Below are 24,497 nucleotides of genomic sequence, written 5' to 3' on the forward strand. Positions count from 1 at the left end.
CTGTCCGCTTCGCTCGAAAACGCTCTTGGCCTCAGCGCCTGCGCGCGCCGGGCGGTTCGAGGATCACCTCTTTCAGGTCGCTGCCGGCGAGCACGACGATGACGAAATTGAGCTTGCCGCGTTCGCGCATCAGGCCGCCGCTGATCGCCTTCCCGGAGGTCGTGCGCTCGGCCACCCGCACGGCGTCGGCGAGGCGATGCCGGAGCGCCTTGAGCACGACGAGGTTGTCACGGTCTTCGGCGCCGAGCGACTTCAGCGGCGCGGCGGCCTCGCCACCCACCACTTCGCCGGTCGCCGCGTCGATGGCGTGCCGCCAGATGCGGTCCTGCTGCATAGTCTTGACCCGGTAGACCGCGGGCTCCGACGCGCCGTCGAAGCTGATGTCGGCGGTGATCGAACCGGAATGCAGCGCCTCCGCAATCGCCATCGCCTTGCGCAGCGAGATCTGGGCCGCCTGGAAGCTGTCGAGCTCGCGGCGAACCGTGTGCGCGTCGAGCGCGGTGTCGTTATCCTGCGGGGTGAGCGCTGCGGCCGTCGAGCTCGTGATCGCGTGCGCCGGCGTCGCGAAGGGCAGGGCAATGAGCGCGGTTGCCAGCAGCCGCGTGCCGAATGCCCAATGCCGCAGTGCGTGTAATCGTCCCGTCGTCATGGTCGCATCCGTCGCGTCGAACCGCCGCCCGGGCAGAGAAAGTGCGGCCGACCTTTGTTAGTCAGAGGTCGGCCGCCGAACGTTCAGACGGAGCGATGGCGGCAGCTCCGTCGTGACGATCGAAGTTACAAGGCGACACGAAACCGTTGGGGGGCTGAACTTGGGTCTCGCGTCCCATTGCAACTAAACAATACGGTTTCGTTCTGTTTCCTTCAAGGCTCATCACGACAACGTGTGAGGCGATGCAACGATCCTAAAACTGTCAGCGGGCCGGGCGACGGCGCGTCTTCGTCGCTTCCTTGATCGCCTCTTTGGCCGCATCACGAAGCCGGTCCTGCGGCCCGACGGCGCCGGCGAGAAACAGCCGGATCGAGACTTCCATCCGGGTCTCGGCGGTCTTCATGTCAATCGGAATTCCGAATGTCGCCATCCGGTGGGTGTGGCCGACCACCATGTTGAGGAATGTCTCGGCCGCGATCGTGGTGTCCTCGAGGTCGAGGGCGCCTTTGTCGACCAGATGGTCGAAGAAATCCGCCGTGGTGGACACCGCTTTCGACCAGCCCTCGTCGACGGCAAGCTTGGCGACCTCGGGGAAATTAATTGCCTGCGCGGTCAGGATCCGGCTGAAGGCAATGGAGTCGGCGCTGCAATTCAGCACCAACAACTGACGCCCGAGCTCGGTCAGCCGTTCCTCGACCGAACCGTCGCAGTTGCCGCCGGCCTGCGCTTCGGCCGCCGCGGCGGCGAGCGGGGCAAGCCAGCGGGCGATCTCGCGGCGGAGCACCGCGGCGAACAGGCCGCGCTTGTCGCCATACTGACCGTAGACGGTGGGCTTGCTGACGCGGGCGGCCTCGGCCACCGCATCGATCGACGTCGCATCGAAGCCGCGCTCGAGGAACAGGCGGGTAGCGACCTCGATCAGCCGCTGGTCGCGCTCGATCGCAGCGTCCCGCGTCGGCCGGCCGCCGCGTGACTTGATCACGCTGCGCTTGGCCACCTTGGCCTTGGTTGCGGTCAATCCCATTTGCCCATTCATCTCGTTGTGCGTCGGACGGGTCCGTCCGGTCTATAACCCGCGCCGAGCGGATTCGTCCATTCGGCGGTACCGGGAGCAGGCCGCCTACGGCGGCGTCGCGGTCCAGGCCTGCCCGGCGGCGGCCTTGTCGTATCCGTACTGGTAGAGCGCGCGCATATAGGCGGTGTCGAAGCCCTGCGTCTCCGGCGCCGGATAGTCGCGCTCGATGTAGGATAGATGGAAACCCAGCCGGTTGCGCCGGGCGAAGTCATAGGTCGAGAGGATGACCGAGCGCGTCTGCGCCTGCGTGATCGCGGAAATGCTGCGGGAGGCGACGTCGATCGTCGAATTCGACACCAGCTCGAAGTTGCCCTCGAGCTTCTTGTTGACGAGGATGTAGATGTTCATACGGCTGTTGGCGGGCCAGCCGCGCTCGCGGAACAGCAGCGCATCCGGCAATGTCAGCACCGGCGCGGTCACGCCGCCGTCAACATGCATCTCCTGGAAGCGGCGGCCCTGGCCCTCGGCGTCGATCATGATCGGCGGAAACACCAGCGGGATGCTGGCGGAGGCGGCCATTACGTCGCGAAACAGCTGCACCGCCTCGGGCGTTCCGACGGCGGCGATTCGCCCCATGTCCCAGATCACCGTGCGCTGGGTGTCGAGATCGGTGGTGACGATCAGGAGCTTTCGGCCCTTGGCGTTTTCGCGCGCCACCTCGCTCAGGATCTCCGGACCGACGTAGCGCGCCACCAGTTCGCGCAGCCGCTTGTTGCCGAACAGGCCGGAGCCGAACAGCACCCGCATCAGGCTCGGATCCTGCAGCAGGCTTTCCGCGATGCCCGAGGTGTAGACCTCCTTCAGCGTGTCGTCGTAGCGCGGGCCAAGGAAGGCAAAGGGCGCAATCAGTCCGCCGGTGCTGACGCCGGAGACGACCGAAAAGGCCGGGCGGTTGCCGGCCGCGGTCCAGCCGTTGAGGACGCCCACGCCATAGGCGCCGTCGGCACCGCCGCCCGAGAGGGCGAGATAACTCGTGATCGGCGCGACGCTGCGCTTCTCGAGCTTGAATTTTGATGCCGGCTCGTCGGCATAGCGGCGCAGCCCATCGAGATCGAGCACGCGGGAATTGGCGGCGTCGGCGGCCGTGTAAGGCATCCGCGGCAGCGAACTGCAGGCCGAAAGCGCTAGGGCGAGGCCGCACAGCAGCACCGCCTGCCGGATCGCGCAGGCAGCCGTCATCCAAGGGCCGGCGCCGGCGGGCCGGACGCTAGGGGTAAGACCATCTCTGCCAGTCACGTTCGCGGATCGACGTCGCTGCGGGGAGCCGGTTGCCATATTGTCGTCATAAAACGACACGGTTTCGTTTTGTTTAAGCTAGCTGATGATGCAAGGCAAGCGTCCGGCCGGTTGTCCGTGTTCACGAAGTCGCGCGAGGGCCGTTATCCGACGGGTTGATCGGGCACCGGCGACACGCAATAAGCAGCCGCATGAATCTTCCCAATCATTTCGAGCTGCTGGCAACCGACGGCGCCGCCCGCACCGGGCGCCTGACCACGCCGCACGGCCTCGTGCGGACGCCCGCCTTCATGCCGGTCGGCACCGCGGGCGCGATGAAGGGCATGCATTGGCGCGAGGTGCGCGATGCCGGCGCCGATATCGTGCTCGGCAACACCTATCACCTGATGCTGCGTCCCGGCGCCGAGCGCATTGCCGGGCTTGGCGGCCTGCAGCGCTTCACCGGCTGGGGCGGCCCGATGTTGACGGATTCCGGCGGCTTCCAGGTGATGTCGCTGTCGGAGCTGCGCAAGGTGACCGAGAAGGCCGTGACCTTCCGCTCGCATATCGACGGCACCAAGGTCGAGCTGTCGCCGGAGCGCTCGATCGAGGTGCAGCGGCTGCTCGGCTCCGACATCGCCATGCAGATGGACGAATGCGTGCGGTTGCCGGCGGAACGCGCCGACATCGAGCGCGCGATGCAGCTGTCGCTGCGCTGGGCCGAGCGCTCCAAGCGCGCGTTTGAAGCGGCGCCCGACGGCTACATGCTGTTCGGCATCGTGCAGGGCGGCGACGTCCCGGATCTGCGACACGCCAGCGCGCGCGGGCTGACTGGCATCGGCTTTCACGGTTACGCGATCGGAGGCCTCGCGGTCGGCGAGCCGCAGGCGGTCATGCTGGCGATGATCGAAGAGACCGCGCCGGCGCTCCCGGTCGATCGGCCGCGTTATCTGATGGGCGTCGGCACGCCGGAGGACATCCTCGAGGCGGTGGCGCGCGGCGTCGACATGTTCGACTGTGTGATGCCGACACGGAACGGACGCCACGGCATGGCGTTCACCCGCTTCGGGCAGATCAACCTGCGCAACGCCCGGCACGTCGACGATCCGCGTCCGCTCGATGAAGAAAGCCCGTGGCCGGCGGCGAACGGCTATTCGCGCGCCTATCTGCATCACCTGGTGCGGTCGGGCGAAACACTTGGGGCAATGCTGCTGTCCGAAATCAACGTCGCCTATTACCAGCAGCTGATGCAGGGCATCCGCGATGCGGTGGCGAACGGCACGTTCGAGGACTTCAGAACGAAAACGCGCGCCGGTTGGGCGCGCGGTGACATCGCTCCAAGATGAGCTGTGTGATCAGTTGCACACGATCGGTTTCACCGCGTGTTTGGTAACGAACCCGTAACCGCAATTGTCGCAGGTCCAGAGATAGCTGATCAAATTGTCGAACAGGTACGCGGACGCTTCCGCCGCCACCATGGAGTCCGCACACACCGGACAGGTCGGCAAATCGCAGCCGCGCGGATCGGGCCTGGACGCTGTGGTCGACAGAACTTCAGCGAGAGCTGGCATGTGACCTCCTTTGCGTTCTGAGCTGCACCTGACGAAAGTATATAAACCCATTTGTTTGACCTTGTCGCAACACAAATGCGTAGGTTTTACGTTATTTGCGCAGGTTCTATTTTGCGATGCAACGAATTCGCATTGCGGCGGTTTCTCACTTGCGCGCCATGGTGCGCTGCTTCTAATGAGACAAGACCGCATATTCCCAGCACATCCGCTACAGGAGCCGCTTGATGGACGCGCCGTCGACAACGAGTGCAGTGCAACCCGGACGCGGCCGCGTCTTTGACTCCATCGTCGATGCGATCGGCTCCACGCCGATCGTGCGGCTGCGCAGATTGCCGCAGGCGGCTGGCGTCAACGCGACGATCCTCGCCAAGCTGGAATACTTCAATCCGGCGGCCAGCGTGAAAGACCGCATCGGCGCGGCGATGATCGTGGCGATGGAGAAGGCCGGCATCATCAACGCCGACACCGTGCTGATCGAGCCGACCTCGGGCAACACCGGGATTGCGCTTGCCTATGTCGCGGCCTCGCGCGGCTATCGGCTCAAGCTCGTCATGCCGGAATCGATGTCGATCGAGCGACGGCGGATGCTGGCCTTTCTCGGTGCGGAGATTGTGCTGACCCCGGCCGCGCAGGGCATGAAGGGCTCGATCGCGACCGCAGAAGAATTGGTGCGCACGACGCCCAACGCTGTCATGCCGCAGCAGTTCAAGAACCTCGCCAATCCCGAGATCCATCGCCGCACCACCGCCGAGGAGATCTGGAACGACACCGGCGGCAACATCGATTACTTCGTCGCCGGCGTTGGCACCGGCGGCACCATCACGGGCGTTGGCCAGGTGCTGAAGCCGCGCAAGCCATCATTGCGTGTCGTCGCGGTGGAGCCCGAAGAGAGCCCGGTGCTGTCGGGCGGCCAGCACACGCCGCACAAGATCCAGGGCATCGGCGCGGGCTTCATCCCTGAGATCCTCGACCGCTCCGTGATCGACGAGATCGTCAAGGTCAACAGCGCGACCGCGATCGAGACCGCGCGCGAGCTGGCGCGCAACGAAGGCATTCCCGGCGGTATCTCGTCGGGTGCCGCGATCGCTGCCGCCTTGCAGATCGGCAAGCGGCCGGAAGCGGCCGGCAAAACCATTCTGGCGATTGTGCCGTCGTTCTCGGAGCGCTATCTCTCGACGGTACTGTTTGAAGGAATCTGAGACACAGGAATCCAGTATATGGCTGACCAGCCGAGGCGACCGCGAACCCTGAGCGATGCCCGCAGCGAAGCCGAGGCGGCGTTCAAGCGCGCCACCACCAAGGTCGCGGACGCGGTGCCAAAGACCGTCGCTGTCCCCGGCGTCCGCGAGCAGGTCACGCTGCGGATCGATCAGGACGTGCTGGCGTATTTCCAGGAGGGCGGCCCCGGCTGGCAGGACCGCATCAACGCGGCGCTGCGCAAGGCCGCCGGAAAGTAACACGCTTTCGAAGCCAGGAGGCGCGGGACGATCCCCGGGCTTTGGCGGGTGGCGCGCGGCGGTGCTGCGCTCGCACGGCACGGATGTCACCTCGCGCGCGCCGGCTTCCTCGCGGTCGGTTTCAGGTTCATGAGGTTGCCGGCCAGGATCATGGCCGCGCCGAGCACCGTGTAGACATCGAGCCTTTCGGCATAGATCAGCCAGCCGGCGATCGCCGTCAGCGGCACGCGGACGAAATCCATCGGGATCACGACAGTCGCGTCGGCGTGGAGCAGGGCGCGTGCCATGCAATAGTGCGAGAACGTGCCGCAGAACGCGATCAAGGCGAGCCAGCCCCAGGTCGAGAGCGGCGGCCAGGTCCAGACGTAGAGCGCAGGCCCGATGCTCGCGAGCGATTGCACCACGAGCATCCAGAACATGATCGTCAGCGTCTGCTCGGTCCGCGTCAGCGACTTGACCACGGCGACCGAGATGCCGAAGCCGACCGCCGCGGCGAGCGCGATCAGCTGGCCCGGATTGATCGCGCCGGCCGCCGGCCGCACGATCACGAACACGCCGACCAGGCCAAGCACGATCGCGACGATCTTCCACCGCGTCATCCGCTCGCCGAGAAAGCTCGCCGCAAGAATCGCGGTCCAGATCGGCATCGTGAACTCGATCGCGACCACCTGGCCGATCGGGATCAATGTCAGCGCAAAGAACCAGCCGAGCTGCGCGCAGAAATGGATCAGGTTGCGCGCGATATGGACGTGCACCCGTGCCGTCTTCACGATCGCAAACCCGCCATTCATGTGGATCAGCGGATAGAGCATCGCGAAGCCGAGCACGCCGCGAACGGCCATCAGCTGGAAGACGTTGACCTCGCGCGTCGCCTCGCGGCCGGCCACCGCCACGATCAGCATCAGCGCGAGCCAGCCGGACATCCACAATGCTGCGCGGGTCTTTGAGGGCGTGCGATCCATGACGGGGAACGAGCGGAGGAGGGGTGCCCGGTATCGGCGAGCTGCCATGAATTTGCAACGCGCAATTCTGCCTGCGCGGTGATGCGTCAACCATGTGATCTCTGCTAAGCAGGTCGGCAAAATCAAATCAGGAGGATCTGCTCATGCGTGTCTTGCAACCAGCCGAATGGTCGAAACCCCGCGGCTTCTCGCACGGTGTCGCGTTCGACGCGCCCGGCAGGTGGATCGTGCTGGCGGGGCAGACCGGCGGCGACGAGAAGGGCGACTACGCCCCCGAGATGGCCGCCCAGGTCGGCACCGCGTTGAAGCGCATCATCAAGCTGTTGAACGAAGCCGGTGCCGGCCCCGAGCACATCGTCCGCTTGACCTGGTACCTGACCAGCCGCAGCGAGTATGAGGCCGCGGGCGCCGGTATTGGCGCGGCGTGGAAGGAGACGCTCGGGCGCAATTTCCCGCCGTCGACGCTGCTCTATATCGGCGGGCTGGTCGATCAGCGCGCCAAGGTCGAGATCGAGGTCACGGCATTCGTGCCTGCGGCATAGCACCGCTGGGGCGTACGCGAGGAATTGCCGCTCAGCCAAACAAAAGCCCTCGGGGATGACCCGAGGGCTTTCCACGTTGGAGCGCGGATCGATTACTTCGACAGCGTGATGCTGGCGCCGCGGAACTGGCTGTCGGCCCTGATGGTAACGGCCTGCTTGTTGCCGGTGGTTCGCATCGAGATATCGGCGTTGAAGCCGGGAGCACTGGCAACGACCTGGAAGTTGCCGCCGCCACCGCGACCCTGCAACGAGCCGCTGACATTGCGGCTGGACTCGCTCCAATTGCCGCTGACCGCGCTGCCTTCGGCCTGCACATCGGCCGCCAGGTTGAACTTGTAGGCGTCGCTTGCGCAGGTGAGGATCATGGTCATCCGGGGCCCGCCGACGTGATAGGTGGCGCGGCAGCGGATGCGCTCGCTGGAGCCGTCGTCCAGCGTGACCGAGCCGGCGCCCGACCAGGTGCCCGCCATGCCGGCGAACGGGCCGGACTGGGCATGGCCCGTGGTGCTTGCGAGTGCGGTCACAAAAAATGCGGCGGATGCAAATGCTGGCCGCCGCGCGATGGCAAAGAAACTTGATAGGCTGGTGATCTTACTGACGGGATGCTTCCCATCGGCCGCTGCACGGTACGCCAGCTGATGCCCCATTCCACTTCCCCGATCCGGAGTTGCCACTGAGTTGTCCGTTCGCATATGCACCATTGATCGAGACTCGCACAAGTCCCCCGCTGCCGACGGTGCCGGAGATCGCCGCGCCCTGTGCCGAGATCTTTCCTTCAGCGACGGTCACGGTCGAGCTCTGCGACGGTTCGCAGCTGCCGGTCTTGGTGACGACGGTGACGTTCCAAAGGCCGTCATAAGGCTGCTGCGCGGACACGGGAGCAGCGGTGAGGGCGGCAGCCGAAGCGACCGAAGTGACCAAAATCAGGTCGCGAATGCGGATCGAACGCATGAATCAAATCCCTGTAATTTCGTGTGATGACGCGGCTTATCCTGTCACAATGTGTTCAAAATTTGCTGCGTCGCGGGAGTCCCCAAATGTTCCTGTGAACTCAAACACATCACGGTGAATTCGGTTCCGGATCAGGAACGGAAAATCCGGGCATGGCCTTTTCGAGCAAGGTACTATTATACTCTAGCTCGGGTTAGTGTTTGCCAGGGCTCAGATTCGGCGCCTTGGTCGCAAACTGCTCATCCTGGACCTTGGCCGGCAGCGAGCCGTTGACCTTGCCATAGTCGATGACCTGGGCGAGCAGACGCAGGCCGAGCGGCGCCAGCGCGCGCTCCCAGAGCTCGCGGGCGGTCTCACCTTTCTTGACGAACACCCAGTCCTGCGCGGCGATCGCGCCGGCGTCCATGCGGTCGGCGAGGTGATAGATGCTGCCGCCGGCGATCGGATCGCCTTCCTTGATGGTCCATTCTACCGCCGCGATGCCGCGGTGGCGCGGCAGCAGCGACGGGTGGTATCCGATGCCGCCGAGCCGGGACGCGGCAAGCGCCTCTCTGCTGACCCGGGCGTGGCTATGGGCGGTCACGATCAGGTCGGTGTCCGGCGCAATCTCGGCGGCCGTCACCAGCTTTGGATCGGCCTGCACAACGACTTCGATGCCGGCCGCCCTGGCTGCTGCCGCCAGCCGGTCCTCGCCGTCATGGACGACCACCCTGACCAGCGTGACGTGGTGCTCGCGCAGCATGTTCAGGGTCGTCACGCCGAAATGGCGGGAACCGACAAGGGTAATGCGCATGGGGATCTATTCCGTGGGGTTTACTCGGGGATTGCTCGGGCCGCCGCTATGCCGATAGCACACCGCGGCGGCCTGTTTCGCTGTCTTGCCGCTTATCAACAGGACGGCCGGGTGGCAATGTCAGGCCGCCGGCGGCTTGCTGGCCAGAACCTTGTCGATGCGCCGGCCGTCGAGGTCGACGATCTCGAATTCCCAGCCCTGCGCGGCGGTTTTCGCGCCGACATCGGGGATCGCGCCGAATTCATGCAGCAGGAAGCCGGCCGCGGTCTGGTACGGCCGCGGCGAGGGCAGCGTGATGCCGAGCAGTTCGCTGAATTCCAGCGCCGGCATCCAGCCCGAGATCAGATAGGAGCCGTCGGCGCGCCGGACATAGGCAGGCTCGGCCGGGCCTTCCTCGGTGTGGAAGGCGCCGACGATGGCCTCGAGGATGTCGGCGCTGGTGACGACGCCCTGGAAGGTGCCGTACTCGTCGTGGACGAGGCCGATATGCACTCTGGAGTCGCGCAGGATCGCGACCACGTCGCGGGCGTCGACGGTCTCCGGAATGATCGGCGCATCGCGCGTGAGCGCGCGGATGTCGGGCGTCTGGCCCGCGAGGTAGACGTCGAGTACGTCCTTGGCCTGCACGATGCCGAGCGCATGATCGCGGTTGCCGTCGAACACCACGCAGCGCGAGTGACTGCTCTTCTGCAGCGTCGCCAGGATCTCGGCCGCGGGGGCGGCGAGGTCGATCAGGCTGACCTCGTGGCGCGGCGTCATCACCGCGCCGACCGGCAGATCGCCGAGCCGCATCACGCCGGCGATCATCTCCTTTTCGCCGGGCTCCAGCACACCGGCGTTCTCGGCCTCCACCACCAGCGTCTTGATCTCGTCCTCGCTGACGCGGTCTTGTGCATCCTCGCGATGGCCGAGGACCCATAGCAGCAGCTTGCCGGAACGGTCGAGCAGCCACACCAGCGGCAGCGACAGCCGCGCCATCATGGTCATGGCCGGAGCGACCTTGACCGCGATCGACTCGGGATCGCGCAAGGCGATCTGCTTCGGCACCAGCTCGCCGACGATCAGCGAGGCATAGGTGATCACGCCGACGACGAGGCCGACGCCGACCGCGTCGGCGATGCTTGCGGACACGCCGAGCTCGAGCAGCCATTGGGTCAGACGCTGGCCAAGCGTTGCGCCGGAGAAGGCGCCGGACAGCACGCCGATCAGCGTGATGCCGATCTGCACCGTGGAGAGGAACTTGCCGGGATCAGAGGCCAGTGCAAGGGCGCGGCGCGAACCGCTGACGCCTCGTTCGACCAGCGCCGCAAGACGCCCCGGACGCGAGGAGACGATCGCGAGCTCCGACATCGACAACAGACCGTTGACGACGATCAAGACCGCCACGATCGCAAGTTCCAGATATAACACGGGAGTCCCTAAACATTGGCGGCGTGAGCCGCTACATGACGCCCAATATAGGCATACCGGAGCGGTTTTGCTGTGCCTTGTCGGGCGTTCCTGCACAAGCAGAGGGTGCGTATGGCCAGCATGCAGCAAGATATCGCGGCATTTTGGCGCGCTGGCATCAGGTCCTAGGCGAGGATCCGCAGCGCCGGCTTGGCGAACCTCCTGCCCGATGAGGCGGGCTGCATCAGCATCCGCTTGGAGGCGGCTTGCAGTTGCACGCGCAAATCGGCGTTGCATTGCTTCATCTGGTTGCGCAGTTCGCGGCGGGAGAAGGCGGTGAGCGAGGGGTCCGCGAGTTGCTGCCAGGCCCTGCGCAGCCATTCCTGCAGTTCGCGAATGTTCTGATCCAGAACCTTCTGATCAAACACGTCGGGCTGGGTCATGCCGCCAAATCCCACGAAGCGATCAGTTGCAAAGTAACGCTGATTCGCGTCACTTCACCTAGCGCTATGTTGCGCAGGCGCGCTTGCTGCAGGGGAGATCGAAGGCTGCAGGCTTGTTCGTGCCCGCGTCAGCGAGCGTCGCCGGGCCCGGTGCGCAGCAAATCCAGCGCGACCGGCAGCGCGAGGACCAGCGCTGCGAGCATCGAGAGATGACGCGTCTGCGCGGCGGTCAGGCCGAGATCGTATTGGGCGAGATAGGCCAGCATGATCGCGATGTAGGCGGCGACGCAGATTGCGACGGCGATGCTTCCGAAATCGGTCTTGCTGTCGGTCTTGTCGTCCACGGCGCCACCTCGTTGCGGGAGCGGTGTAGCGTGGTTCGGCTTCGCCACCTATGAGCTGGATCACGGGCGAGGCGCCGCTCCGGCCGAACGGCTTCGTGCGTCGCGACGGGCCAACTGGCGGAGGCAAACGTCGCGATCGGCATTCCGCAGCGACGTGGCCGCGGCGACTGAAACTCCAGCCCGGCCTTGGCGGCCACCTGCCGCCAGCAAGCGGCCTAGCGGGAAGGGCTGCGTTTCGGCTGGCCTTCGCGCGGAAGCTCGACCGGGATGTGGGGCGCGGTGCTCACCACGCGGGGGCTTCCGTCGGAATGGGTCTGGCCGTTGAGCAATGTCTCGAGCACCAAAAAGAATTTTTCAGAAAGCATGGGCGTAGCCCTCGTCGTCTAATGTCCTTGTGTCGCGGCGCGCCGCGGAAAATTCGATCAACAAAATGCGAGTCGCACCGGCATGGCGATGCTGCGGCGCAAGGCCTCCCGCACGCAATCCGGGAGATTACCGGCGCCCACGCCGTCAACCGACGGCTTGCGCGAAATAGTTGCCAGGTTCCTAACGATTGCCGGTGCAGCACGTGATGGCGCTCACCGTTCCTTCAAGGATGCACGTTAATGATAGGGGTATGGATCGTGACCAGGACATCGACGAGGGATTTGGATCGACGCTGCGCCGCAGCTACGGGCGGCTGGCCTGGTGGATCGTCCGACTTAATCGCGTGCTCGAACCGTCGCGCGCGGCCGAACCACCGCGCACCCAATTGCCGCCGCGGCCAGCCGTTCCGCCAAGGCGACCTGTCCAGCCGCGCCCGGAATAGACCTCACCGGAATACCGGCTTCCGCTGTATCGGCCGTGCGGCCGGACTGCTATTCATGCGCCATCCGCGGACCCCTCCGGTCCGCCGTTTTTGACGATGCGGCCGCGCGGCCGCGCAAGCGACGAGGGACGAACGCAATGATTGAGACGGTTGGCATTATCGGCGCCGGGACCATGGGCAACGGCATCGCGCAGATCTGCGCTGCGGCAGGCCTCGGCGTGACCATGGTGGATATCTCCGACGCGGCGGTCCAGCGCGGCTTGAAGACGGTCGGGAGCAGTCTCGATCGGCTGGTCGCCAAGGAGAAAATGACCGCGGCCGATCGCGACGCGACGCTCGGGCGCATCAATGCGACCACCGACAAGGCCAAGCTCGCCGCCTGCGATCTCGTGATCGAGGCCGCGACCGAGAACGAGGAGCTGAAGATCAAGATCCTAAAGGATCTCTGTGCGGGGCTGAAGCCGAGCGCGCTGGTCGCAACCAACACTTCGTCGATCTCGATCACCCGCCTTGCGGCCTCGACCGATCGTCCCGACCGCTTCATCGGGATGCATTTCTTCAATCCGGTGCCGGTGATGGCGCTGCTCGAATTGATCCGCGGCTTGCAGACCTCGGACGACACCGTCGCCAAGGCCGAAGCCTTCGCCAAGCGGGTCGGCAAGGTGGCGATCACGGCGAAGAACAGCCCCGGCTTTGCGGTGAACCGAATCCTGTGCCCGATGATCAACGAGGCGATCTTCGCGCTGCAGGAAGGCATTGCCACCGCCGAGGAGATCGATGCCGGCATGAAGCTCGGCTGCAACCATCCGATCGGCCCGCTCGCGCTCGCCGATCTGATCGGGCTCGACACGATGCTGTCGGTGATGGAGGTGTTCTACACCGGCTTCAACGACCCCAAATATCGGCCGGCGCCGTTGCTGAAGGAAATGGTCGATGCCGGCCATCTCGGCCGCAAGACCGGGCAGGGGTTCTACAGCTACAGCAAGTGAGGCCGGCGCGCGCCCGACCCCGTAATCATCCGGGATGGATCGCGCGGACAAGGTCGCGTAACGACAAGACCTGATCCGCCACGAGGCGGGGGACATCAGAAACGAGGCCCGGTCTCCTAGGCACACCGGGCCTCGTTTTTTTTGTGGGATACCGGGTTCAGTTGGCCGATGCGACCGGCGTGACGCCGGTTTCCTCGGGATCGGCGCCGAACAGGCCGACGAGATACTTGTAGTAGTCCGGCATCTTCTCCTTGAGCGTGGCGCGCGTATAGGGTTCGTGCTCGGAATCCTTGCCGGCCAGGAAGATGCTCGCCGTCACCGCGAAGAACTCCTGCTGGTTCTTCAACGCATAGGTCTCCTTGGCGAACAGTTCCTTCGACTTCGCTTGGCTGAGGAAAGCCTTGATGCCCTTGTTCTCATAGCCGTTCGGCATCAGCCGGGCGTGATAGGCGTGGAGGAATTCGTGCAGCAGCACCGGGTCCTTCGCGTAACGCATCATGTTCGGACGCATCCTGATGATGCCGATGCCGGAATCGAGCGCAAGCGCGAGCGGATCCGAATTGGTCCATTGCTGCTTGTCGTGATCCCAGATGGTGACGTCGCGCGTCGTGCCGCGATCCCATTCCGGCGCCGTCAAGCCATAGCAGGCCGCCGCCGCGCCTTCATCGAGACACGCCATCTCGCTGGCAACGATCGGCACGCGATGGAAGAACTGCAGCACCTTCGGGCTGAAGCCTGCGGTTTCCACGACGTCGAGTTGGCGGCGGACCATGTCGGCGATGCTGGTAACGTCCTTCCGGTCGGCGTTCTCGGAGAGATCGAAGACGTAGCCGCGATATTTCTCGACGCTGCTCGGTGCCGCCTCGGACGGCCCCGACGTTCGTGGTCCGGCAACGGCCGGCCCCGGCCGCAAGTGACAGGATCATTGAAGCAATGAGCGCGCTGCGCATGATTATCCCCCGTGCGACGAGCCTCTCCGGGTGTCGTCGTCCATTGAGCCGCGCGGGAGACTAGGGCAGCCGCCTTGCAGCGCGCTTAAGTCGTACATTTCCACCGCGCATCTGCGATTAGGCGCCGGTTAACTACGTGCGTTGGGGGGCTCGGCAGATGGCGGGCCGGCGGGTCTCGAGGCCGCGAGGGCCGATGATCGATCAGCCGGTCCTCACCGTGCCGCGACCAGGCTTCGAACGATCGTCACAGCTTCTTGAGGCGGTCACCGGAAACCTCGCAGATCCTGCAGGCGTACCTAGATCAGCGGCTGGGAGCCGATGGAGCAAGGAAACACGATCATGCGCAGGACGAATTGGGCAATTCTGGCGTTCGCGGCGCTCGGAACGAGCTGGATTGTCGGTTCCGCGTCGCCTGCGGCGGCCGATCCCTATGAGTATCCCTGGTGCATCCAGGGCCGGCAGGAGGGATATCCCGGCTATTGCGGCTACCAGACCTACCAGCAGTGCCAGGCATCCGCGTCGGGCCGCGACGCCTATTGCGGCATCAATCCGCGCGTCGCGTTCAGCCAGCAGCGGGTGGCGCCGCGGGCATTCCGCTGAGCGGTGCGAGGAGGTCGGGCCAAGCGACCGTCGGGCACGATGGTTGCATAGCTGACGGTCGGATCATTTTTTTTGCCTTGGAGCGAATATGGGCGAGATCATCAGGTTCATCTCGAAGTCCGAACGCGAGCGCGCGCGGCTGATCCGCGAGGCGCGTGCGAACTATGAGCGCATCTTTCCATCGGCCGATCCGGCTGATGCGCAAGGCGCCGCAGACGAGGGCAGCGGCAGCGAGGCGTCGTCGAAGCCGTAGCGCCGGTAATGCGCGCAAGGGGAGGCCGAGCGGCGATGTGGCAGCGTTTGTGGCAGACTTGGACGATCGACAAGCCGGCCGTGCTTGGCGATTGGCTGTGGCAGATCCTGGTCGTTGAGCTCGCCGCCTTGCTCGATCGGCTGACGTTGCGGAAGCTGATCGCGCTGATTCCGGTTGCGATCGTGATCGGCGCCTATTGGCACCGGATTCCGCTTCCTCCCGAGCTGATGCTGGTCGGCGATGTGCTGGCCTATATCGACATCTTCTCGATGATCTTCCTGATCGGCTTCTTTACCCGCGTTGCAACGGTTGTGGCCGTCGTCAGACAGGCCATTGGTCTCGTCCGCGCCGCGATGCGGCATGTGCCGATGGCGCTGCACAGATTTGGCGTTCGTCACCGTCGTGCCAAGGACAGCACGCGCCGCAGGCGGCTCACGCATGCGAAGACAGATGACGATGGCGCCGCCGGCATGGCAGGCCTGGCTTGGGCCTAGTCGGACGCGATTTGGCGATGACGAACGCTATCGCGGCTGTCCGGCCTGCTGATCGCCGTCATCCGCCTCGAGCCGGGCCGGGCTGCGCGCGGAAGCACCGTCCTGGCTCCGCCGGTGCGAACTGGAGAGGTCGGTCGCACCGTGCTGGGATCGATGAAACGCGATACCCATCTGGAAACTCCAGACGCCGAACAGCAGCGCGCCTGCCACACAGGCCGCCACGAAAGCCCAATCGCGTTTCCTCATCGGTCCAACAAAGCCAATTCGCTACGGCATCAACCGCGTGCGTTCCAGGGCTCGCCAAGCGAGACCGCCGCATTGTGAGACGATTGCACGCGCTTGTCGATCCGCGCAGCTCACCTCGCATCGGTCACGCAGCGGTGATCATCAAATCATGCGTCCAGAAACACTCCGACCAGATTGCCCGGCCCCCGCAACAAACTTGCCAAACTTTCACTAGGGCGCTGGCGCACTGAGTTCGAAAATGCAGGACCCGATCGGACGATTCGCCAATGACCGAACTTGAGGAGCTCAGATATTTCGAGCATCAGTGCCTGGAGATGGCGGAGCAATCCACGCTGCCGGATGCCCGCCGCGCGCTCCAGATCCTGGCGCGCAACTACGCCGCCGCGGCCGAAATCGTCGAACGGCGCGCGCAATCCGCCAACACTGCGCTCGCGCAGCTGTTTCGATGCTTGAGGCTGTGACCGGTTGAGGGCGTGACGAGGCCGCCGCGCGCGCCGGTCACGACGATCGATCCCGTTGGCGGCGCGGATGCGGTCTGCCCGTAACGCAGCCGGCTTCAGGACGCCTCGGTCCACCGTCGTCCGCATCGAAGTGCTTGAACACATCGGGCGACGCTGCCATCAGATTGCGCGATCCCGGCGGCATGGCGCCGTCGGTAGTCGGAAGGCGAGGTGCTGCGATGTTCTCGCTGACTTTTCTGGGAACGTCGGCAAGCGTGCCGTCTCCCGAGCGCAACCACCCGGGCATCCTCGTCGAGGCAGCCGGCAGTCGTATTCTGGTCGATTGCGGCGAGGGAACGCAGCGCCAGCTGCTGCGGAGTGGCGCCGGCTTTCGACGGCTTGATCATCTGCTGTTGACCCACGGGCATTTCGATCATGTGCTCGGCATCCCCGGGCTGTTTTCGACCCTCCGGTTGCGGCAAAGTTCGGATGCGATGACGATTCATGCCGGACCCGGTACGCTCGATGTCGTCGTCCGGATGCTGGCAGGCCTATGGGGCGAGGGCAGAGCGCCGATCCCGCTTGATCTGGTGCCGTTGAGCGAGGGGCAGGTCCTCGATGCCGGCGAATTCACCATCGATTGCTTTCCGGTCCGCCACCGGGATACGGACAGCTTCGCCTTCTCCTTTCAGAGCGCGGTGCGCCGGCATCTGCTCCCGGACCGGCTTCTGGCGCTGCGCGTGCCTGATGGGCCGGTTCGTCGGGAACTCGCGGAGGGGCGGCAGGTGAAGCTGGACGATGGTCGCACCATCGATCCGGAGCATGTGCTTGGCCCGGCCCAGGGGCGAAAGAAGCTCGTCATTGTCGGTGATGCTGAAACAACCGACGGGCTGGCCGAACACGCCAGGGACGCCGACGTGCTGGTGATCGAAGCGACGTTTCTCGAGCGCGACGCGGCTATCGCGCGCGACTACGGACACTTGACTGCCAGCGAAGCCGCCGCGCTCGCGGCGCGGAGCGGGGTCAAGCAACTCGTGCTCACCCACATCTCCGGCCGCTACCCGGATGAGGACATTCTGGCGGAGGCGACGAGAATTTTCCCGAACAGCCGGATAGCCATCGACTTCGATCGCATCGCAATCTGAGCGGCGGCCGCCACGGTCCCGGTGGAGGAACGTGTCGAGGGTGTCTGTGAAAGCGTGCCGGTGCGGTACCAGCAACGCTTCACCGGCGGGGCTGAATGCCGATACGAGTTGTCGGGCCAAGCTGCATGTTATCGTCGTAGCCCGAGCACCGCAGGCGGATAGTTTGGCAACGCGCCGCCCCAGAGTGTCTGTAGAAGGCGCTTGGGGCGATCGGCGATTGAATTTACGATGTCCATTCGCTTGTCCATGCCGAAAAACAAGCGAAGCGTCGTTCTCGATGCACGAGGGACCGGCACCTCACCTTGAAGGCAGGCGATAAGATGCCGACGAGTTACGCGGGCCGAATTGAAGCGAGATCGCTGTCTCTGTCCCTATACTTAAATCGCTCGCGCCCGAACGTCATAAACGGCTTCTCGATCAATAGCCAGAGAGCGAGTGACGCCAGGACAGAAGAAGCGAGCGATATTGCCGAAACATATTGGCCAACGACGCCAATCGCGAGAAAAAGACATAACCGGTGGGTCAGGTAGAGCGAATACGCACCAAGGCCTAACCAACAAAGGGGGGACAGCACATTTGGGACGCTCCTTCTTCCGGTCACGACAAGCAAGAGCACAACAAAGAATAGGAGCGGCGCGGCGCTATAACCCAGGTACTGCATCAAGGGGCTTCGCCCACTTACCTGCTGCCACGAAATCAGCCACGTCATGACAATCAGCGGCACTGTTAGAAGCATCGCTCCAACGTACAGCTCTCGTCGATGTTCATTCAGCCAGCAAATGCTCTGGCGGTTACGGATCAGGCAAGCCGCCAATACTCCGAGGAACAATCCGTCCATTCGTGCGGGCAGGAGAAAGTACGCCGGAGCAGTATCGCCATATGCATGATTGAGCATCACCCTAGCGATTGGGGCGGCGCAGATTAGTCCAACAATCAAGTGGAGTAGTCGGCCAGTTGGCCAATATCGAACGATTGCCGGCAGGATTAGGTAGAATTGCTCTTCAACCGCCAACGACCACGTGATGACGGTCAGCGGATTGCCAACTCGGCCATCCGCCCAAAGAAAATTCTGTGAGAAAGTGAGAAAGGGAAATAGCGGCTCGCCGATCAAATTGCAGATCGGGATGACCAAGAGCAGATACAATGGAAGGATGCGAAGCGCGCGCCGCGCATAGAAAACCTCGAAGTAGTTCTGCTTATACCGATTGTCGATCAGGATGCCTCCGAGCAGAAAGCCTGACAGCACAAAGAAGAGATCCACGCCGCACGCGCTAAGGACAAACAGTTTAGCGAACAGGCTATCGTGGTGCACCTCGACGATGAGGTGTCTGATCAACACCAAGCCAATCGCAACGCCCCTGATCGCATCTAGCCCAGAGCTGTGCTTCATCTCGCCCATCGAAATCATTTGCTTTAAAAAAGCACATGATAATAGGGTTACTCGCTCGGATTCAATATCTGCGAATGGCGCCGCCGCACCTGCAAGCGTGATTGCCGCTCATTGCTGATCGGGATGGGAGTTCTCAGCACGCCGTTTGGCAATGCGAGTGTCCATGGCGACCGTCACGGCTTACACTCTGAAGCACGAGGAGTGCGCAATAAGTTCGGTGAACGACAGCGAATGGAGGCATCCTAGACGGGCACTTTGTTTCGCTGCTTATGCGCCTGCCCGTTCGAAGGCTTGGTCCAGCGCTCGGAGCGCGACAGGCCGCATCAAGGCATAACCCGCGACATTGGGATGGACGCCATCAGGCATGATCGCCGCCTTTCTGGCGTCATTGATCTCTCCGAATGCAGCTCGATAGTCGGCAAATATATATCCCCGCATTCTTGCGGTATCCTCGATCCAGGCATTCATGCGCCGGATCCAAGGTTTGGGATCGACTTCTGGCGCCCATGCGAACAGGTCGTAATCGGCATAGTTGCCGAGGATCACACGCAGGTTGTGCGCATCAGCAAGGGTCAGCATCGCCAGCACGTTGTTTTGATAGTCGCGAAAGGTCGTCGGGCCGGTATTGCCGGCAATGTCATTGCAGCCGCACAGAATGTGAACCACTTTGGGCCTGAGTGCGACGACGTCTGCCATGAAACGCAGCAGTATCTGAGGCGTGGTCTGCCCAGCGATGCCACGCCCGACGATCCCGTTCGAGAACAACTCAGAATCGACGTGGGGCCATGCTTCGGTCAGAGAATCCCCGATAAACACCGCGCGCAACGGCGCCGCTATCGCCGCATTGCTGTCTCGGTATTGGCCGAGATTCGGCCAGTCGCGAGCAAAGCTAATCTCATGCTCGGTTCGACGGCTGTCCGTTCCACTTAGATGCTCGACCATGCCGATTGGGCTCATCACGCAAGCTTCAATGATTTGCTCGATAGTTATCTTGTGCTCATGTCCGCCTTGGAGCCGTCTAGTGGCCGGCCTGCTGTGCTGCGTTCGGCCATTGCCTCTGCCGTCGCAATAATGCGTCGCCGTGCCGTCCGATCCTTGATCGAGCGAAATGTTCGCAGCAGTCGAAATATCTCTGCGGCGTCCCGAGCAAGCTTCTCTTTCGTCAAAGAAAAATCTCGACTACGGATGATTGGTCAGCTTGCGCCCGCGATGAGGAGCAAGTTGTTGATCACAGGCGTTGAGCAAAAAGCCACCACCAGTGCTGTGTTGAAGATGCTCTTGCTGCGCCAAAGCAGCGCCATGATGACGAAGGTCAAACCGAGCTTCGGGATCAGCCACCATGCACCGAGCCACGTTTGAGCCAAATGCATGAACGGGTTGGCCTCGCCGAAACCCATTTCTAGAATCTTGTTAGTTGTCGCGAGATCAGCACACCCTAGTAGCAGGACGGAAAGCACCAAAACCAGCTTTGCGAAATTCATTTCAGCCTCTCGGTCTCGACCGCCGGACTGTGAAAGCCCTACAGTTAAGGTCGATTCCTTAATCGTTGGTTCCACCACGAGGATACAGCTGGAAGCAGCTCGACATTTTCCGAAGGCTCCTCTTATCGCTAGCCTAGCCACCACATCGAAGGCGGATTCAAAACGGAAACCTTGTTGGTTCGCAATGCCACCAAGTGGCTGCGCTTGAAGGGCTGGCCTTGCCGCTGACGAAGCCGCCGCGCTCGCGGCGCGGAGCGGGGTCAAGCAACTCGTGCTCACCCACATCTCCGGCCGCTACCCGGATGAGGACATTCTGACGGAGGCGATGAGGATTTTCCCGAACAGCCGGATAGCCGCCGACTTCGATCGCATCGCGATCTGAGTGCAGCGGCCTCCACGATCCCGGTGGCCGAACGCTGTCGAGGCTGTCTGTGAAAGCGTGCCAGTGCCGTACCAGCAACGCTTCATTAACCCGACTCACGCAACGTCGTCCCAGGCCGTCTGGATGGGCCGCTAGCAGAAGGCCGCCACGAGTGACTACGTGGCGGCCTTTCGCGTCTCACAGTGCCAAGGGAGACGACCGATGGACTACGGCGCCTTCACCGACGCCAGCCTGAAGATGATGTACGAAGCCGTCCGCGGTGCGCTCAGAGCCGACGACGAATTCGAGGCGGCCGGCGAAGAGCCAAAATTCCGCGTCCGCGCGACGCCCGAGTGGAAGCGGCATGCCGGCAGCCTCGAGGCCGAGATGCTGAAGCGAGGGCTGCAGCTCGACATTATCGACTGGACAGGCGGCCAGGGCGAACTGCCGTTATCTTGACGGCCGAACTCCAGCCGCGTTCCGAATGTTCGCTCCGAATTGTGCGCTGAACGGCGCGCTTGCGCCGTCATGCCTCGCGCTCCACCCCTCGGCGCGGGGGTGACCTTTCTGAGGCGGGCGGCTTTCGATGTGCCTTGAGCTGTTCCCCGATCGTTCCCTTTCAACGACGACTCTGGCCCGATCAGAACGTCCAGTGGCCAAGGCTGAATCCCGCAGGGGCCTAATTTGCTCCATCGATGCGCCGCCATTTTGCCGCGCCTCGTTCGCTTTGCCCAACTCTGTTCATATACCTTACGAGGTAACACAGATGTCATCTGTTCGCGGTTTGTGTCGCCACCAATCGGGGTACTCGATCCAGCTTTGCCTACGGCTCGGGCTTCAGGGCGTCCGTCAATGCCTGCTTGATGTGTTCGGCCTGTTCCTTCGTCAGCTTCTCGGCGAAGTGGCCGTCTTTCTTCAACTGCGCTGGCCCCTTGAGCTCGCGATCATAAACCATCCAGTCGGTGCTTCCTCTCCGAACGACAAACCTTGACTGTAGGGGCGCTGCGTATCTCAACGATGCCTCCCAATGAATCCAGCTGCTCGTCTCCAAAAGACACATCCGGCGGCAGCTTGTTCCGAACCGGGACACTGAAATTTCCTGCGCCACCTAAAGAGCAAGGCTCATGCCGGAATACACGCGCCGCCAACCGGTCCGGAGAACCGCAGGCAGGCTCGACGCAGGCGACGCCGAACGTGGACTGCGACAGGGAGAGCAACGAGCCGTTGGCGTCCGAATGCGTCTGGTCCGAGCATTGGGATTGGAGTTCTGACCGTCCCGAAAATTTACGCCGCCGGGCCCGAAATGAGTTGTCCCGGCGGCGCCCTGTTCTTCCAGCCTCTGGGCCCTGAAATCCCCAGCGCCGAAAACCTACTAAAGATCACGCCGAACAACTGTGGCTTGGTTCACACAAAATTAAGAAGAGGGGCCGGTGCCAGGGCCCGGGCCGGCTTCCAAACACCACGAGAGCGATGTCACTGCCGCACGGAAATTTCGCGAATGTTTGGGAGGCTGACTACTTGGCTCAAAATGTATGAGCGGCCCGAGACATGGGCGACGGTCCGTACCGGACACATGGGTTACACTTTCCGCTTCCGTTCTGCGGGAGGTGTGGTTGCCGCGCAAAGCGAGTTCGGTGATGGAAGAGCGCCTTAGCTTTGTCGCCCATCTGCTGGACGGCGAGGCCATGACGGACGTCTGCCGGGAGTGATGCTGTGCTCCACCGTGTCCTACGAGTTGTTCGGCGATATTCCAGCAGGTGACCCGTAGGCATCGTGATCAGCGATTACGCTGCAACTTCCGTCCTCTCGGAAGAACAGGCCATTGCCTGCGACTTCCTTCCACCAACCCCGGCCAATCCGAGATCGACGCATACTCACCACGCCAAAGCGCCACGCGCTCATATCACCCTGGAATGGCTGCTCGGAGAGCAAATCTTGATATCCCGGCACAGGCCAGGTGTGATCCAGCACGTCCCACTCCGTGAGATTGCCTTCAAGCCAGGCATCGAAGTGATCCCTGATTTTCGTTCCCGGAGGATTCGGAAACAGAGCATTGATGTACGCTGTTCCGTCCGCATCCAACCTCGTGGGAAGAGCCTCGACGACCCTCCGCAGAAGCTCAGTGCCTTCTATTCCACCGCTCCAAAAATTATCGCTCGCCTTGGCGGCAGTGTCCGGTGCGTAAGGAGGGTTACATACCAGCAGATCACATGTCCCGTCGATCGAATCGAAGAGATCGCTTGTAACGAAATCGATGTTGCTCTTTTCGTTTAGCGCTGCATTGAAGTTGGAGAAGGCGATGGCGCGTGGACTGACGTCTGCGCCCACTACTGTCGCAGAATGGTCGCTTGCCAGAATAGCGTGCACTCCGGAGCCTGTTCCGAGATCAATGGCGCGCCTGCGGGGGATCCGCTTCACAAAGCCGCCGAGCATAAAGCTCTCTCCCCACAACCACATGACTTGATTGATTGCGGTATTCTTCTCTGCTTGGTCGGTGACCAGGTATTTCCCATAACATGGGAACAAACAGAAGTTCGACTGCAACAAGTCGCCGTTTTTTTCAACCAATCTCATTTCGAGGGCCGCATCGACAAAGAACGACGAAATCTGCTTCGCGATAACGTCTGCGCTCACCTGCTGGCCATCGATGAAGAGCGTAATGAGATTGTCGATCGGATCGCTCTTCCGAGGAGTCCAGGACATTCGCATTCTTTGCCAGAAATTGACGCCGAGGCGAGGAAGGACCTCAAGACGTTCGGCACAGCTTGCGAGGTCGTAACCGCAGTTCCGGAACTCCTTAACGAAGCGGCTCATGCGTTCACGCTGTGCCGGGATTATCGGCAGCGGAACTTCCCTGGAAACTGTCGGCAGGAGCGCTCCTGTCCCGTCCTCGCGCTCGATCGGCAGGGAGTCGGCCGGACCGCTCTTCGGCGTCTCCGCCTGCCGAAGCCAGGCGAGCAGTTCTTGCTTTCGGTCGGCCAGTGTCGCGCGTAACTCTGCGTCAAGCGCGCCAGCGGGGGCGCTGCACTTGAGGCGGTCCCCTTCAACCCATACTCTGACGTTCCGGTCGCGGAGAACCGATAGAAGCGTGGCCGTTTCCATTTGAGATCGTCCTCGGGTGCTTCGCCTTGGAATGGGCGCCCGACCTTGGAGGAGCCGGGCAGATGCCATCCCAAGCTTCTTTCGGCACCTGGTCAATCATCCGCATGGCGAGAACACCCAACGCCGTCCGCTTGAAATGCATGCGGGCGGCGCCGACCTAGCGCCGGGGGAAGTGCAAATTCCCGATGGATATTGCGACGTGCGAAACGCCAAGGGCTCGTGGCCTTAGCCCCACTAGATGAGGTACTCCGAACGTATGGGACAGCCCAGGCGAACAGGTCTTTCCCAGACGGGAGCGTCCGCGCGAACGTCCCGCTCTCGTGATATTCAAGCCAGCTTTTTCCGATTGCATGCTGGAGCCCAGTCCACTCGGCCGGCGTTGCCTTGTCCCGGTAGAGCATTGGGGGCGCTGATCTTCTCGATGTAGATTCGGCCGCCTGGATCGGCTCGAATGCTCTCGCGTGCTCCATCAAGCGTCGGGCGGCTTTGCCTGTACCGCAAGCGGATCGACATCTCCACCGTGCTGGTCGGCCAACAACTCGGCATCGAGGAAGTCGACGACGGCATTTTGCTCGTCAGCTTCATGCACGATGATTTGGGATACTTCGACCTGGAGCAGAAAACCTTGCAACCCCTCGACAACCCGTTCGGCACGAGGCTGTCACCCATGTCTTAGGTACGACCTGTTACCCATGTCGCCGGGCTGGACAAAGAATTTGTTTGGTGAGCGCGGAGGGACTCGAACCCTCGACCCCATGATTAAAAGTCACGTGCTCTACCGCCTGAGCTACGCGCTCACTCACCTGAACATTAGATCCGGACGCCAGCGGTGAACCGCTCCGGATCG

General features: G+C 62.9%; 31 protein-coding genes, 1 tRNA gene and 2 pseudogenes. 14 read left to right on the forward strand and 20 right to left on the reverse strand.

Annotated elements, in window-relative coordinates:
* Positions 1–31 precede the first annotated feature (31 nt).
* The 3 genes from AKL29_RS12445 to AKL29_RS12455 form a co-directional block, all read right to left on the reverse strand.
* Positions 32–649, reverse strand: coding sequence for a PepSY domain-containing protein (locus tag AKL29_RS12445; protein ID WP_050384363.1), 618 nt, complete (start codon positions 647–649; stop codon positions 32–34).
* A gap of 262 nt (positions 650–911) precedes the next feature.
* Complete coding sequence (locus tag AKL29_RS12450; RefSeq protein ID WP_050384364.1) at positions 912–1,673, reverse strand: TetR/AcrR family transcriptional regulator; 762 nt, start codon at positions 1,671–1,673, stop codon at positions 912–914.
* 96 nt (positions 1,674–1,769) lie between these two features.
* A complete protein-coding gene (locus AKL29_RS12455) occupies positions 1,770–2,903 on the reverse strand; it encodes a patatin-like phospholipase family protein (RefSeq protein ID WP_050384365.1) in 1,134 nt (377 codons plus the stop codon).
* Positions 2,904–3,151: 248 nt separating this feature from the next.
* On the opposite strand from AKL29_RS12455, the gene tgt reads away from it, so the two are divergent.
* Positions 3,152–4,285: a tRNA guanosine(34) transglycosylase Tgt gene (gene tgt / locus AKL29_RS12460; RefSeq protein WP_028332088.1), complete on the forward strand. Its 1,134-nt coding sequence runs from the start codon at positions 3,152–3,154 to the stop codon at positions 4,283–4,285.
* 9 nt (positions 4,286–4,294) lie between these two features.
* On the opposite strand, the gene AKL29_RS12465 is transcribed toward tgt, so the two are convergent.
* Complete coding sequence (locus AKL29_RS12465; protein ID WP_028332087.1) at positions 4,295–4,510, reverse strand: hypothetical protein; 216 nt, start codon at positions 4,508–4,510, stop codon at positions 4,295–4,297.
* Positions 4,511–4,734: 224 nt separating this feature from the next.
* On the opposite strand from AKL29_RS12465, the gene cysK reads away from it, so the two are divergent.
* Positions 4,735–5,709: a cysteine synthase A gene (cysK, locus tag AKL29_RS12470; protein ID WP_028332086.1), complete on the forward strand. Its 975-nt coding sequence runs from the start codon at positions 4,735–4,737 to the stop codon at positions 5,707–5,709.
* Between the two features lie 18 nt (positions 5,710–5,727).
* On the forward strand, positions 5,728–5,967 hold the full coding sequence (locus AKL29_RS12475) for a BrnA antitoxin family protein (protein ID WP_050384367.1): 240 nt from the start codon (positions 5,728–5,730) through the stop codon (positions 5,965–5,967).
* Positions 5,968–6,053: 86 nt separating this feature from the next.
* Here AKL29_RS12475 and AKL29_RS12480 read toward each other — a convergent pair whose 3' ends face one another.
* A complete protein-coding gene (locus AKL29_RS12480) occupies positions 6,054–6,929 on the reverse strand; it encodes a DMT family transporter (RefSeq protein WP_050384368.1) in 876 nt (291 codons plus the stop codon).
* A 143-nt stretch (positions 6,930–7,072) separates the two neighbouring features.
* Between AKL29_RS12480 and AKL29_RS12485 the strand changes: the two genes are divergently transcribed.
* Complete coding sequence (locus AKL29_RS12485; RefSeq protein WP_028332084.1) at positions 7,073–7,471, forward strand: RidA family protein; 399 nt, start codon at positions 7,073–7,075, stop codon at positions 7,469–7,471.
* Positions 7,472–7,563: 92 nt separating this feature from the next.
* Here the strand turns inward: AKL29_RS12485 and AKL29_RS12490 are convergent, their stop codons facing one another.
* The 7 genes from AKL29_RS12490 to AKL29_RS43290 form a co-directional block, all read right to left on the reverse strand.
* Complete coding sequence (locus AKL29_RS12490) at positions 7,564–7,941, reverse strand: hypothetical protein (RefSeq protein ID WP_152977555.1); 378 nt, start codon at positions 7,939–7,941, stop codon at positions 7,564–7,566.
* Between the two features lie 121 nt (positions 7,942–8,062).
* A complete protein-coding gene (locus AKL29_RS40605; protein ID WP_076828571.1) occupies positions 8,063–8,422 on the reverse strand; it encodes a hypothetical protein in 360 nt (119 codons plus the stop codon).
* A 193-nt stretch (positions 8,423–8,615) separates the two neighbouring features.
* Entirely contained in the window at positions 8,616–9,215 is a 600-nt protein-coding gene (locus tag AKL29_RS12495) for a formyltransferase family protein (RefSeq protein WP_018271570.1), read from the reverse strand.
* A 120-nt stretch (positions 9,216–9,335) separates the two neighbouring features.
* Complete coding sequence (locus AKL29_RS12500; protein WP_050384372.1) at positions 9,336–10,625, reverse strand: hemolysin family protein; 1,290 nt, start codon at positions 10,623–10,625, stop codon at positions 9,336–9,338.
* Between the two features lie 164 nt (positions 10,626–10,789).
* Positions 10,790–11,047, reverse strand: a complete 258-nt coding sequence (locus tag AKL29_RS12505) for a hypothetical protein (RefSeq protein WP_050384373.1) — start codon at positions 11,045–11,047, stop codon at positions 10,790–10,792.
* 128 nt (positions 11,048–11,175) lie between these two features.
* Complete coding sequence (locus AKL29_RS12510) at positions 11,176–11,391, reverse strand: hypothetical protein (RefSeq protein ID WP_050384374.1); 216 nt, start codon at positions 11,389–11,391, stop codon at positions 11,176–11,178.
* Positions 11,392–11,606: 215 nt separating this feature from the next.
* Complete coding sequence (locus AKL29_RS43290) at positions 11,607–11,756, reverse strand: hypothetical protein (RefSeq protein ID WP_167350391.1); 150 nt, start codon at positions 11,754–11,756, stop codon at positions 11,607–11,609.
* A 251-nt stretch (positions 11,757–12,007) separates the two neighbouring features.
* Here AKL29_RS43290 and AKL29_RS41825 point away from each other — a divergent pair, with 251 nt between their 5' ends.
* Both AKL29_RS41825 and AKL29_RS12515 read left to right on the forward strand, forming a co-directional pair.
* On the forward strand, positions 12,008–12,199 hold the full coding sequence (locus AKL29_RS41825) for a hypothetical protein (RefSeq protein WP_152977552.1): 192 nt from the start codon (positions 12,008–12,010) through the stop codon (positions 12,197–12,199).
* Between the two features lie 137 nt (positions 12,200–12,336).
* Positions 12,337–13,188 (forward strand): 3-hydroxybutyryl-CoA dehydrogenase, encoded by an 852-nt coding sequence (locus AKL29_RS12515; RefSeq protein ID WP_018271573.1) that lies wholly within the window; start codon positions 12,337–12,339, stop codon positions 13,186–13,188.
* A 157-nt stretch (positions 13,189–13,345) separates the two neighbouring features.
* Here AKL29_RS12515 and AKL29_RS12520 read toward each other — a convergent pair whose 3' ends face one another.
* Positions 13,346–14,101, reverse strand: a complete 756-nt coding sequence (locus tag AKL29_RS12520; protein WP_244481968.1) for an anthrax toxin lethal factor-related metalloendopeptidase — start codon at positions 14,099–14,101, stop codon at positions 13,346–13,348.
* A gap of 376 nt (positions 14,102–14,477) precedes the next feature.
* On the opposite strand from AKL29_RS12520, the gene AKL29_RS12525 reads away from it, so the two are divergent.
* The 3 genes from AKL29_RS12525 to AKL29_RS12530 all read left to right on the forward strand — a co-directional run bounded on the left by AKL29_RS12525 (position 14,478) and on the right by AKL29_RS12530 (position 15,485).
* Positions 14,478–14,738: a DUF3551 domain-containing protein gene (locus AKL29_RS12525; protein WP_028332076.1), complete on the forward strand. Its 261-nt coding sequence runs from the start codon at positions 14,478–14,480 to the stop codon at positions 14,736–14,738.
* Between the two features lie 88 nt (positions 14,739–14,826).
* Positions 14,827–14,991: a hypothetical protein gene (locus tag AKL29_RS43295; RefSeq protein WP_016846117.1), complete on the forward strand. Its 165-nt coding sequence runs from the start codon at positions 14,827–14,829 to the stop codon at positions 14,989–14,991.
* A 35-nt stretch (positions 14,992–15,026) separates the two neighbouring features.
* Positions 15,027–15,485, forward strand: a complete 459-nt coding sequence (locus AKL29_RS12530; RefSeq protein ID WP_050384375.1) for a hypothetical protein — start codon at positions 15,027–15,029, stop codon at positions 15,483–15,485.
* A 27-nt stretch (positions 15,486–15,512) separates the two neighbouring features.
* Here the strand turns inward: AKL29_RS12530 and AKL29_RS42795 are convergent, their stop codons facing one another.
* Positions 15,513–15,731: a hypothetical protein gene (locus tag AKL29_RS42795; RefSeq protein ID WP_050384377.1), complete on the reverse strand. Its 219-nt coding sequence runs from the start codon at positions 15,729–15,731 to the stop codon at positions 15,513–15,515.
* Between the two features lie 266 nt (positions 15,732–15,997).
* On the opposite strand from AKL29_RS42795, the gene AKL29_RS12540 reads away from it, so the two are divergent.
* Complete coding sequence (locus AKL29_RS12540; RefSeq protein ID WP_016846119.1) at positions 15,998–16,192, forward strand: hypothetical protein; 195 nt, start codon at positions 15,998–16,000, stop codon at positions 16,190–16,192.
* Between the two features lie 218 nt (positions 16,193–16,410).
* Entirely contained in the window at positions 16,411–17,316 is a 906-nt protein-coding gene (locus tag AKL29_RS12545) for a ribonuclease Z (RefSeq protein ID WP_050384378.1), read from the forward strand.
* A 331-nt stretch (positions 17,317–17,647) separates the two neighbouring features.
* On the opposite strand, the gene AKL29_RS12550 is transcribed toward AKL29_RS12545, so the two are convergent.
* The 3 genes from AKL29_RS12550 to AKL29_RS12560 form a co-directional block, all read right to left on the reverse strand.
* Positions 17,648–18,715, reverse strand: coding sequence for an acyltransferase family protein (locus tag AKL29_RS12550; RefSeq protein ID WP_160321741.1), 1,068 nt, complete (start codon positions 18,713–18,715; stop codon positions 17,648–17,650).
* Positions 18,716–18,973: 258 nt separating this feature from the next.
* Positions 18,974–19,663 carry a GDSL-type esterase/lipase family protein gene (locus AKL29_RS12555; RefSeq protein ID WP_050384380.1) on the reverse strand — a complete coding sequence of 230 codons (690 nt, stop codon included), beginning with the start codon at positions 19,661–19,663 and terminating at the stop codon, positions 18,974–18,976.
* 236 nt (positions 19,664–19,899) lie between these two features.
* Complete coding sequence (locus tag AKL29_RS12560) at positions 19,900–20,187, reverse strand: DUF5658 family protein (protein WP_193395206.1); 288 nt, start codon at positions 20,185–20,187, stop codon at positions 19,900–19,902.
* A gap of 217 nt (positions 20,188–20,404) precedes the next feature.
* On the opposite strand from AKL29_RS12560, the pseudogene AKL29_RS44720 reads away from it, so the two are divergent.
* Together AKL29_RS44720 and AKL29_RS12565 are read left to right on the forward strand one after the other, a co-directional pair.
* Positions 20,405–20,569: pseudogene (locus AKL29_RS44720) on the forward strand (ribonuclease Z); the annotation flags it as partial.
* 201 nt (positions 20,570–20,770) lie between these two features.
* On the forward strand, positions 20,771–21,007 hold the full coding sequence (locus AKL29_RS12565) for a hypothetical protein (RefSeq protein ID WP_050384381.1): 237 nt from the start codon (positions 20,771–20,773) through the stop codon (positions 21,005–21,007).
* Positions 21,008–21,371: 364 nt separating this feature from the next.
* Here AKL29_RS12565 and AKL29_RS46280 read toward each other — a convergent pair whose 3' ends face one another.
* Together AKL29_RS46280 and AKL29_RS12575 are read right to left on the reverse strand one after the other, a co-directional pair.
* Positions 21,372–21,503 (reverse strand): hypothetical protein, encoded by a 132-nt coding sequence (locus AKL29_RS46280; protein ID WP_256438746.1) that lies wholly within the window; start codon positions 21,501–21,503, stop codon positions 21,372–21,374.
* Between the two features lie 773 nt (positions 21,504–22,276).
* The gene (locus tag AKL29_RS12575; RefSeq protein ID WP_050384382.1) at positions 22,277–23,650 is read right to left on the reverse strand and encodes a TubC N-terminal docking domain-related protein; all 1,374 of its coding nucleotides are present in this window, start codon (positions 23,648–23,650) and stop codon (positions 22,277–22,279) included.
* Between the two features lie 469 nt (positions 23,651–24,119).
* On the opposite strand from AKL29_RS12575, the pseudogene AKL29_RS12580 reads away from it, so the two are divergent.
* Positions 24,120–24,326, forward strand: a pseudogene (locus tag AKL29_RS12580) (hypothetical protein); the annotation flags it as partial.
* A 45-nt stretch (positions 24,327–24,371) separates the two neighbouring features.
* Here AKL29_RS12580 and AKL29_RS12585 read toward each other — a convergent pair.
* Positions 24,372–24,447: transfer RNA gene (locus AKL29_RS12585), tRNA-Lys, on the reverse strand.
* Positions 24,448–24,497 lie beyond the last annotated feature (50 nt).

This window comes from Bradyrhizobium pachyrhizi (genome assembly GCF_001189245.1).
In the GTDB taxonomy this organism is placed as follows: Bacteria; Pseudomonadota; Alphaproteobacteria; order Rhizobiales; family Xanthobacteraceae; genus Bradyrhizobium; species Bradyrhizobium pachyrhizi.

Excerpts from the sequence above, each read along its gene's own strand:
- AKL29_RS12445 (WP_050384363.1), bottom strand. The coding sequence starts at position 649 with ATGACGACGGGACGATTACACGCACTGCGGCATTGGGCATTCGGCACG.
- AKL29_RS12450 (WP_050384364.1), bottom strand. The coding sequence starts at position 1,673 with ATGGGATTGACCGCAACCAAGGCCAAGGTGGCCAAGCGCAGCGTGATC.
- AKL29_RS12455 (WP_050384365.1), bottom strand. The coding sequence starts at position 2,903 with ATGACGGCTGCCTGCGCGATCCGGCAGGCGGTGCTGCTGTGCGGCCTC.
- tgt (WP_028332088.1), top strand. The coding sequence starts at position 3,152 with ATGAATCTTCCCAATCATTTCGAGCTGCTGGCAACCGACGGCGCCGCC.
- AKL29_RS12465 (WP_028332087.1), bottom strand. The coding sequence starts at position 4,510 with ATGCCAGCTCTCGCTGAAGTTCTGTCGACCACAGCGTCCAGGCCCGAT.
- cysK (WP_028332086.1), top strand. The coding sequence starts at position 4,735 with ATGGACGCGCCGTCGACAACGAGTGCAGTGCAACCCGGACGCGGCCGC.
- AKL29_RS12475 (WP_050384367.1), top strand. The coding sequence starts at position 5,728 with ATGGCTGACCAGCCGAGGCGACCGCGAACCCTGAGCGATGCCCGCAGC.
- AKL29_RS12480 (WP_050384368.1), bottom strand. The coding sequence starts at position 6,929 with ATGGATCGCACGCCCTCAAAGACCCGCGCAGCATTGTGGATGTCCGGC.
- AKL29_RS12485 (WP_028332084.1), top strand. The coding sequence starts at position 7,073 with ATGCGTGTCTTGCAACCAGCCGAATGGTCGAAACCCCGCGGCTTCTCG.
- AKL29_RS12490 (WP_152977555.1), bottom strand. The coding sequence starts at position 7,941 with ATGGCGGGCACCTGGTCGGGCGCCGGCTCGGTCACGCTGGACGACGGC.
- AKL29_RS40605 (WP_076828571.1), bottom strand. The coding sequence starts at position 8,422 with ATGCGTTCGATCCGCATTCGCGACCTGATTTTGGTCACTTCGGTCGCT.
- AKL29_RS12495 (WP_018271570.1), bottom strand. The coding sequence starts at position 9,215 with ATGCGCATTACCCTTGTCGGTTCCCGCCATTTCGGCGTGACGACCCTG.
- AKL29_RS12505 (WP_050384373.1), bottom strand. The coding sequence starts at position 11,047 with ATGACCCAGCCCGACGTGTTTGATCAGAAGGTTCTGGATCAGAACATT.
- AKL29_RS43290 (WP_167350391.1), bottom strand. The coding sequence starts at position 11,756 with ATGCTTTCTGAAAAATTCTTTTTGGTGCTCGAGACATTGCTCAACGGC.
- AKL29_RS41825 (WP_152977552.1), top strand. The coding sequence starts at position 12,008 with ATGGATCGTGACCAGGACATCGACGAGGGATTTGGATCGACGCTGCGC.
- AKL29_RS12515 (WP_018271573.1), top strand. The coding sequence starts at position 12,337 with ATGATTGAGACGGTTGGCATTATCGGCGCCGGGACCATGGGCAACGGC.
- AKL29_RS12525 (WP_028332076.1), top strand. The coding sequence starts at position 14,478 with ATGCGCAGGACGAATTGGGCAATTCTGGCGTTCGCGGCGCTCGGAACG.
- AKL29_RS43295 (WP_016846117.1), top strand. The coding sequence starts at position 14,827 with ATGGGCGAGATCATCAGGTTCATCTCGAAGTCCGAACGCGAGCGCGCG.
- AKL29_RS12530 (WP_050384375.1), top strand. The coding sequence starts at position 15,027 with ATGTGGCAGCGTTTGTGGCAGACTTGGACGATCGACAAGCCGGCCGTG.
- AKL29_RS42795 (WP_050384377.1), bottom strand. The coding sequence starts at position 15,731 with ATGAGGAAACGCGATTGGGCTTTCGTGGCGGCCTGTGTGGCAGGCGCG.
- AKL29_RS12540 (WP_016846119.1), top strand. The coding sequence starts at position 15,998 with ATGACCGAACTTGAGGAGCTCAGATATTTCGAGCATCAGTGCCTGGAG.
- AKL29_RS12545 (WP_050384378.1), top strand. The coding sequence starts at position 16,411 with ATGTTCTCGCTGACTTTTCTGGGAACGTCGGCAAGCGTGCCGTCTCCC.
- AKL29_RS12550 (WP_160321741.1), bottom strand. The coding sequence starts at position 18,715 with ATGGGCGAGATGAAGCACAGCTCTGGGCTAGATGCGATCAGGGGCGTT.
- AKL29_RS12555 (WP_050384380.1), bottom strand. The coding sequence starts at position 19,663 with ATGAGCCCAATCGGCATGGTCGAGCATCTAAGTGGAACGGACAGCCGT.
- AKL29_RS12560 (WP_193395206.1), bottom strand. The coding sequence starts at position 20,187 with ATGAATTTCGCAAAGCTGGTTTTGGTGCTTTCCGTCCTGCTACTAGGG.
- AKL29_RS12565 (WP_050384381.1), top strand. The coding sequence starts at position 20,771 with ATGGACTACGGCGCCTTCACCGACGCCAGCCTGAAGATGATGTACGAA.
- AKL29_RS46280 (WP_256438746.1), bottom strand. The coding sequence starts at position 21,503 with ATGGTTTATGATCGCGAGCTCAAGGGGCCAGCGCAGTTGAAGAAAGAC.
- AKL29_RS12575 (WP_050384382.1), bottom strand. The coding sequence starts at position 23,650 with ATGGAAACGGCCACGCTTCTATCGGTTCTCCGCGACCGGAACGTCAGA.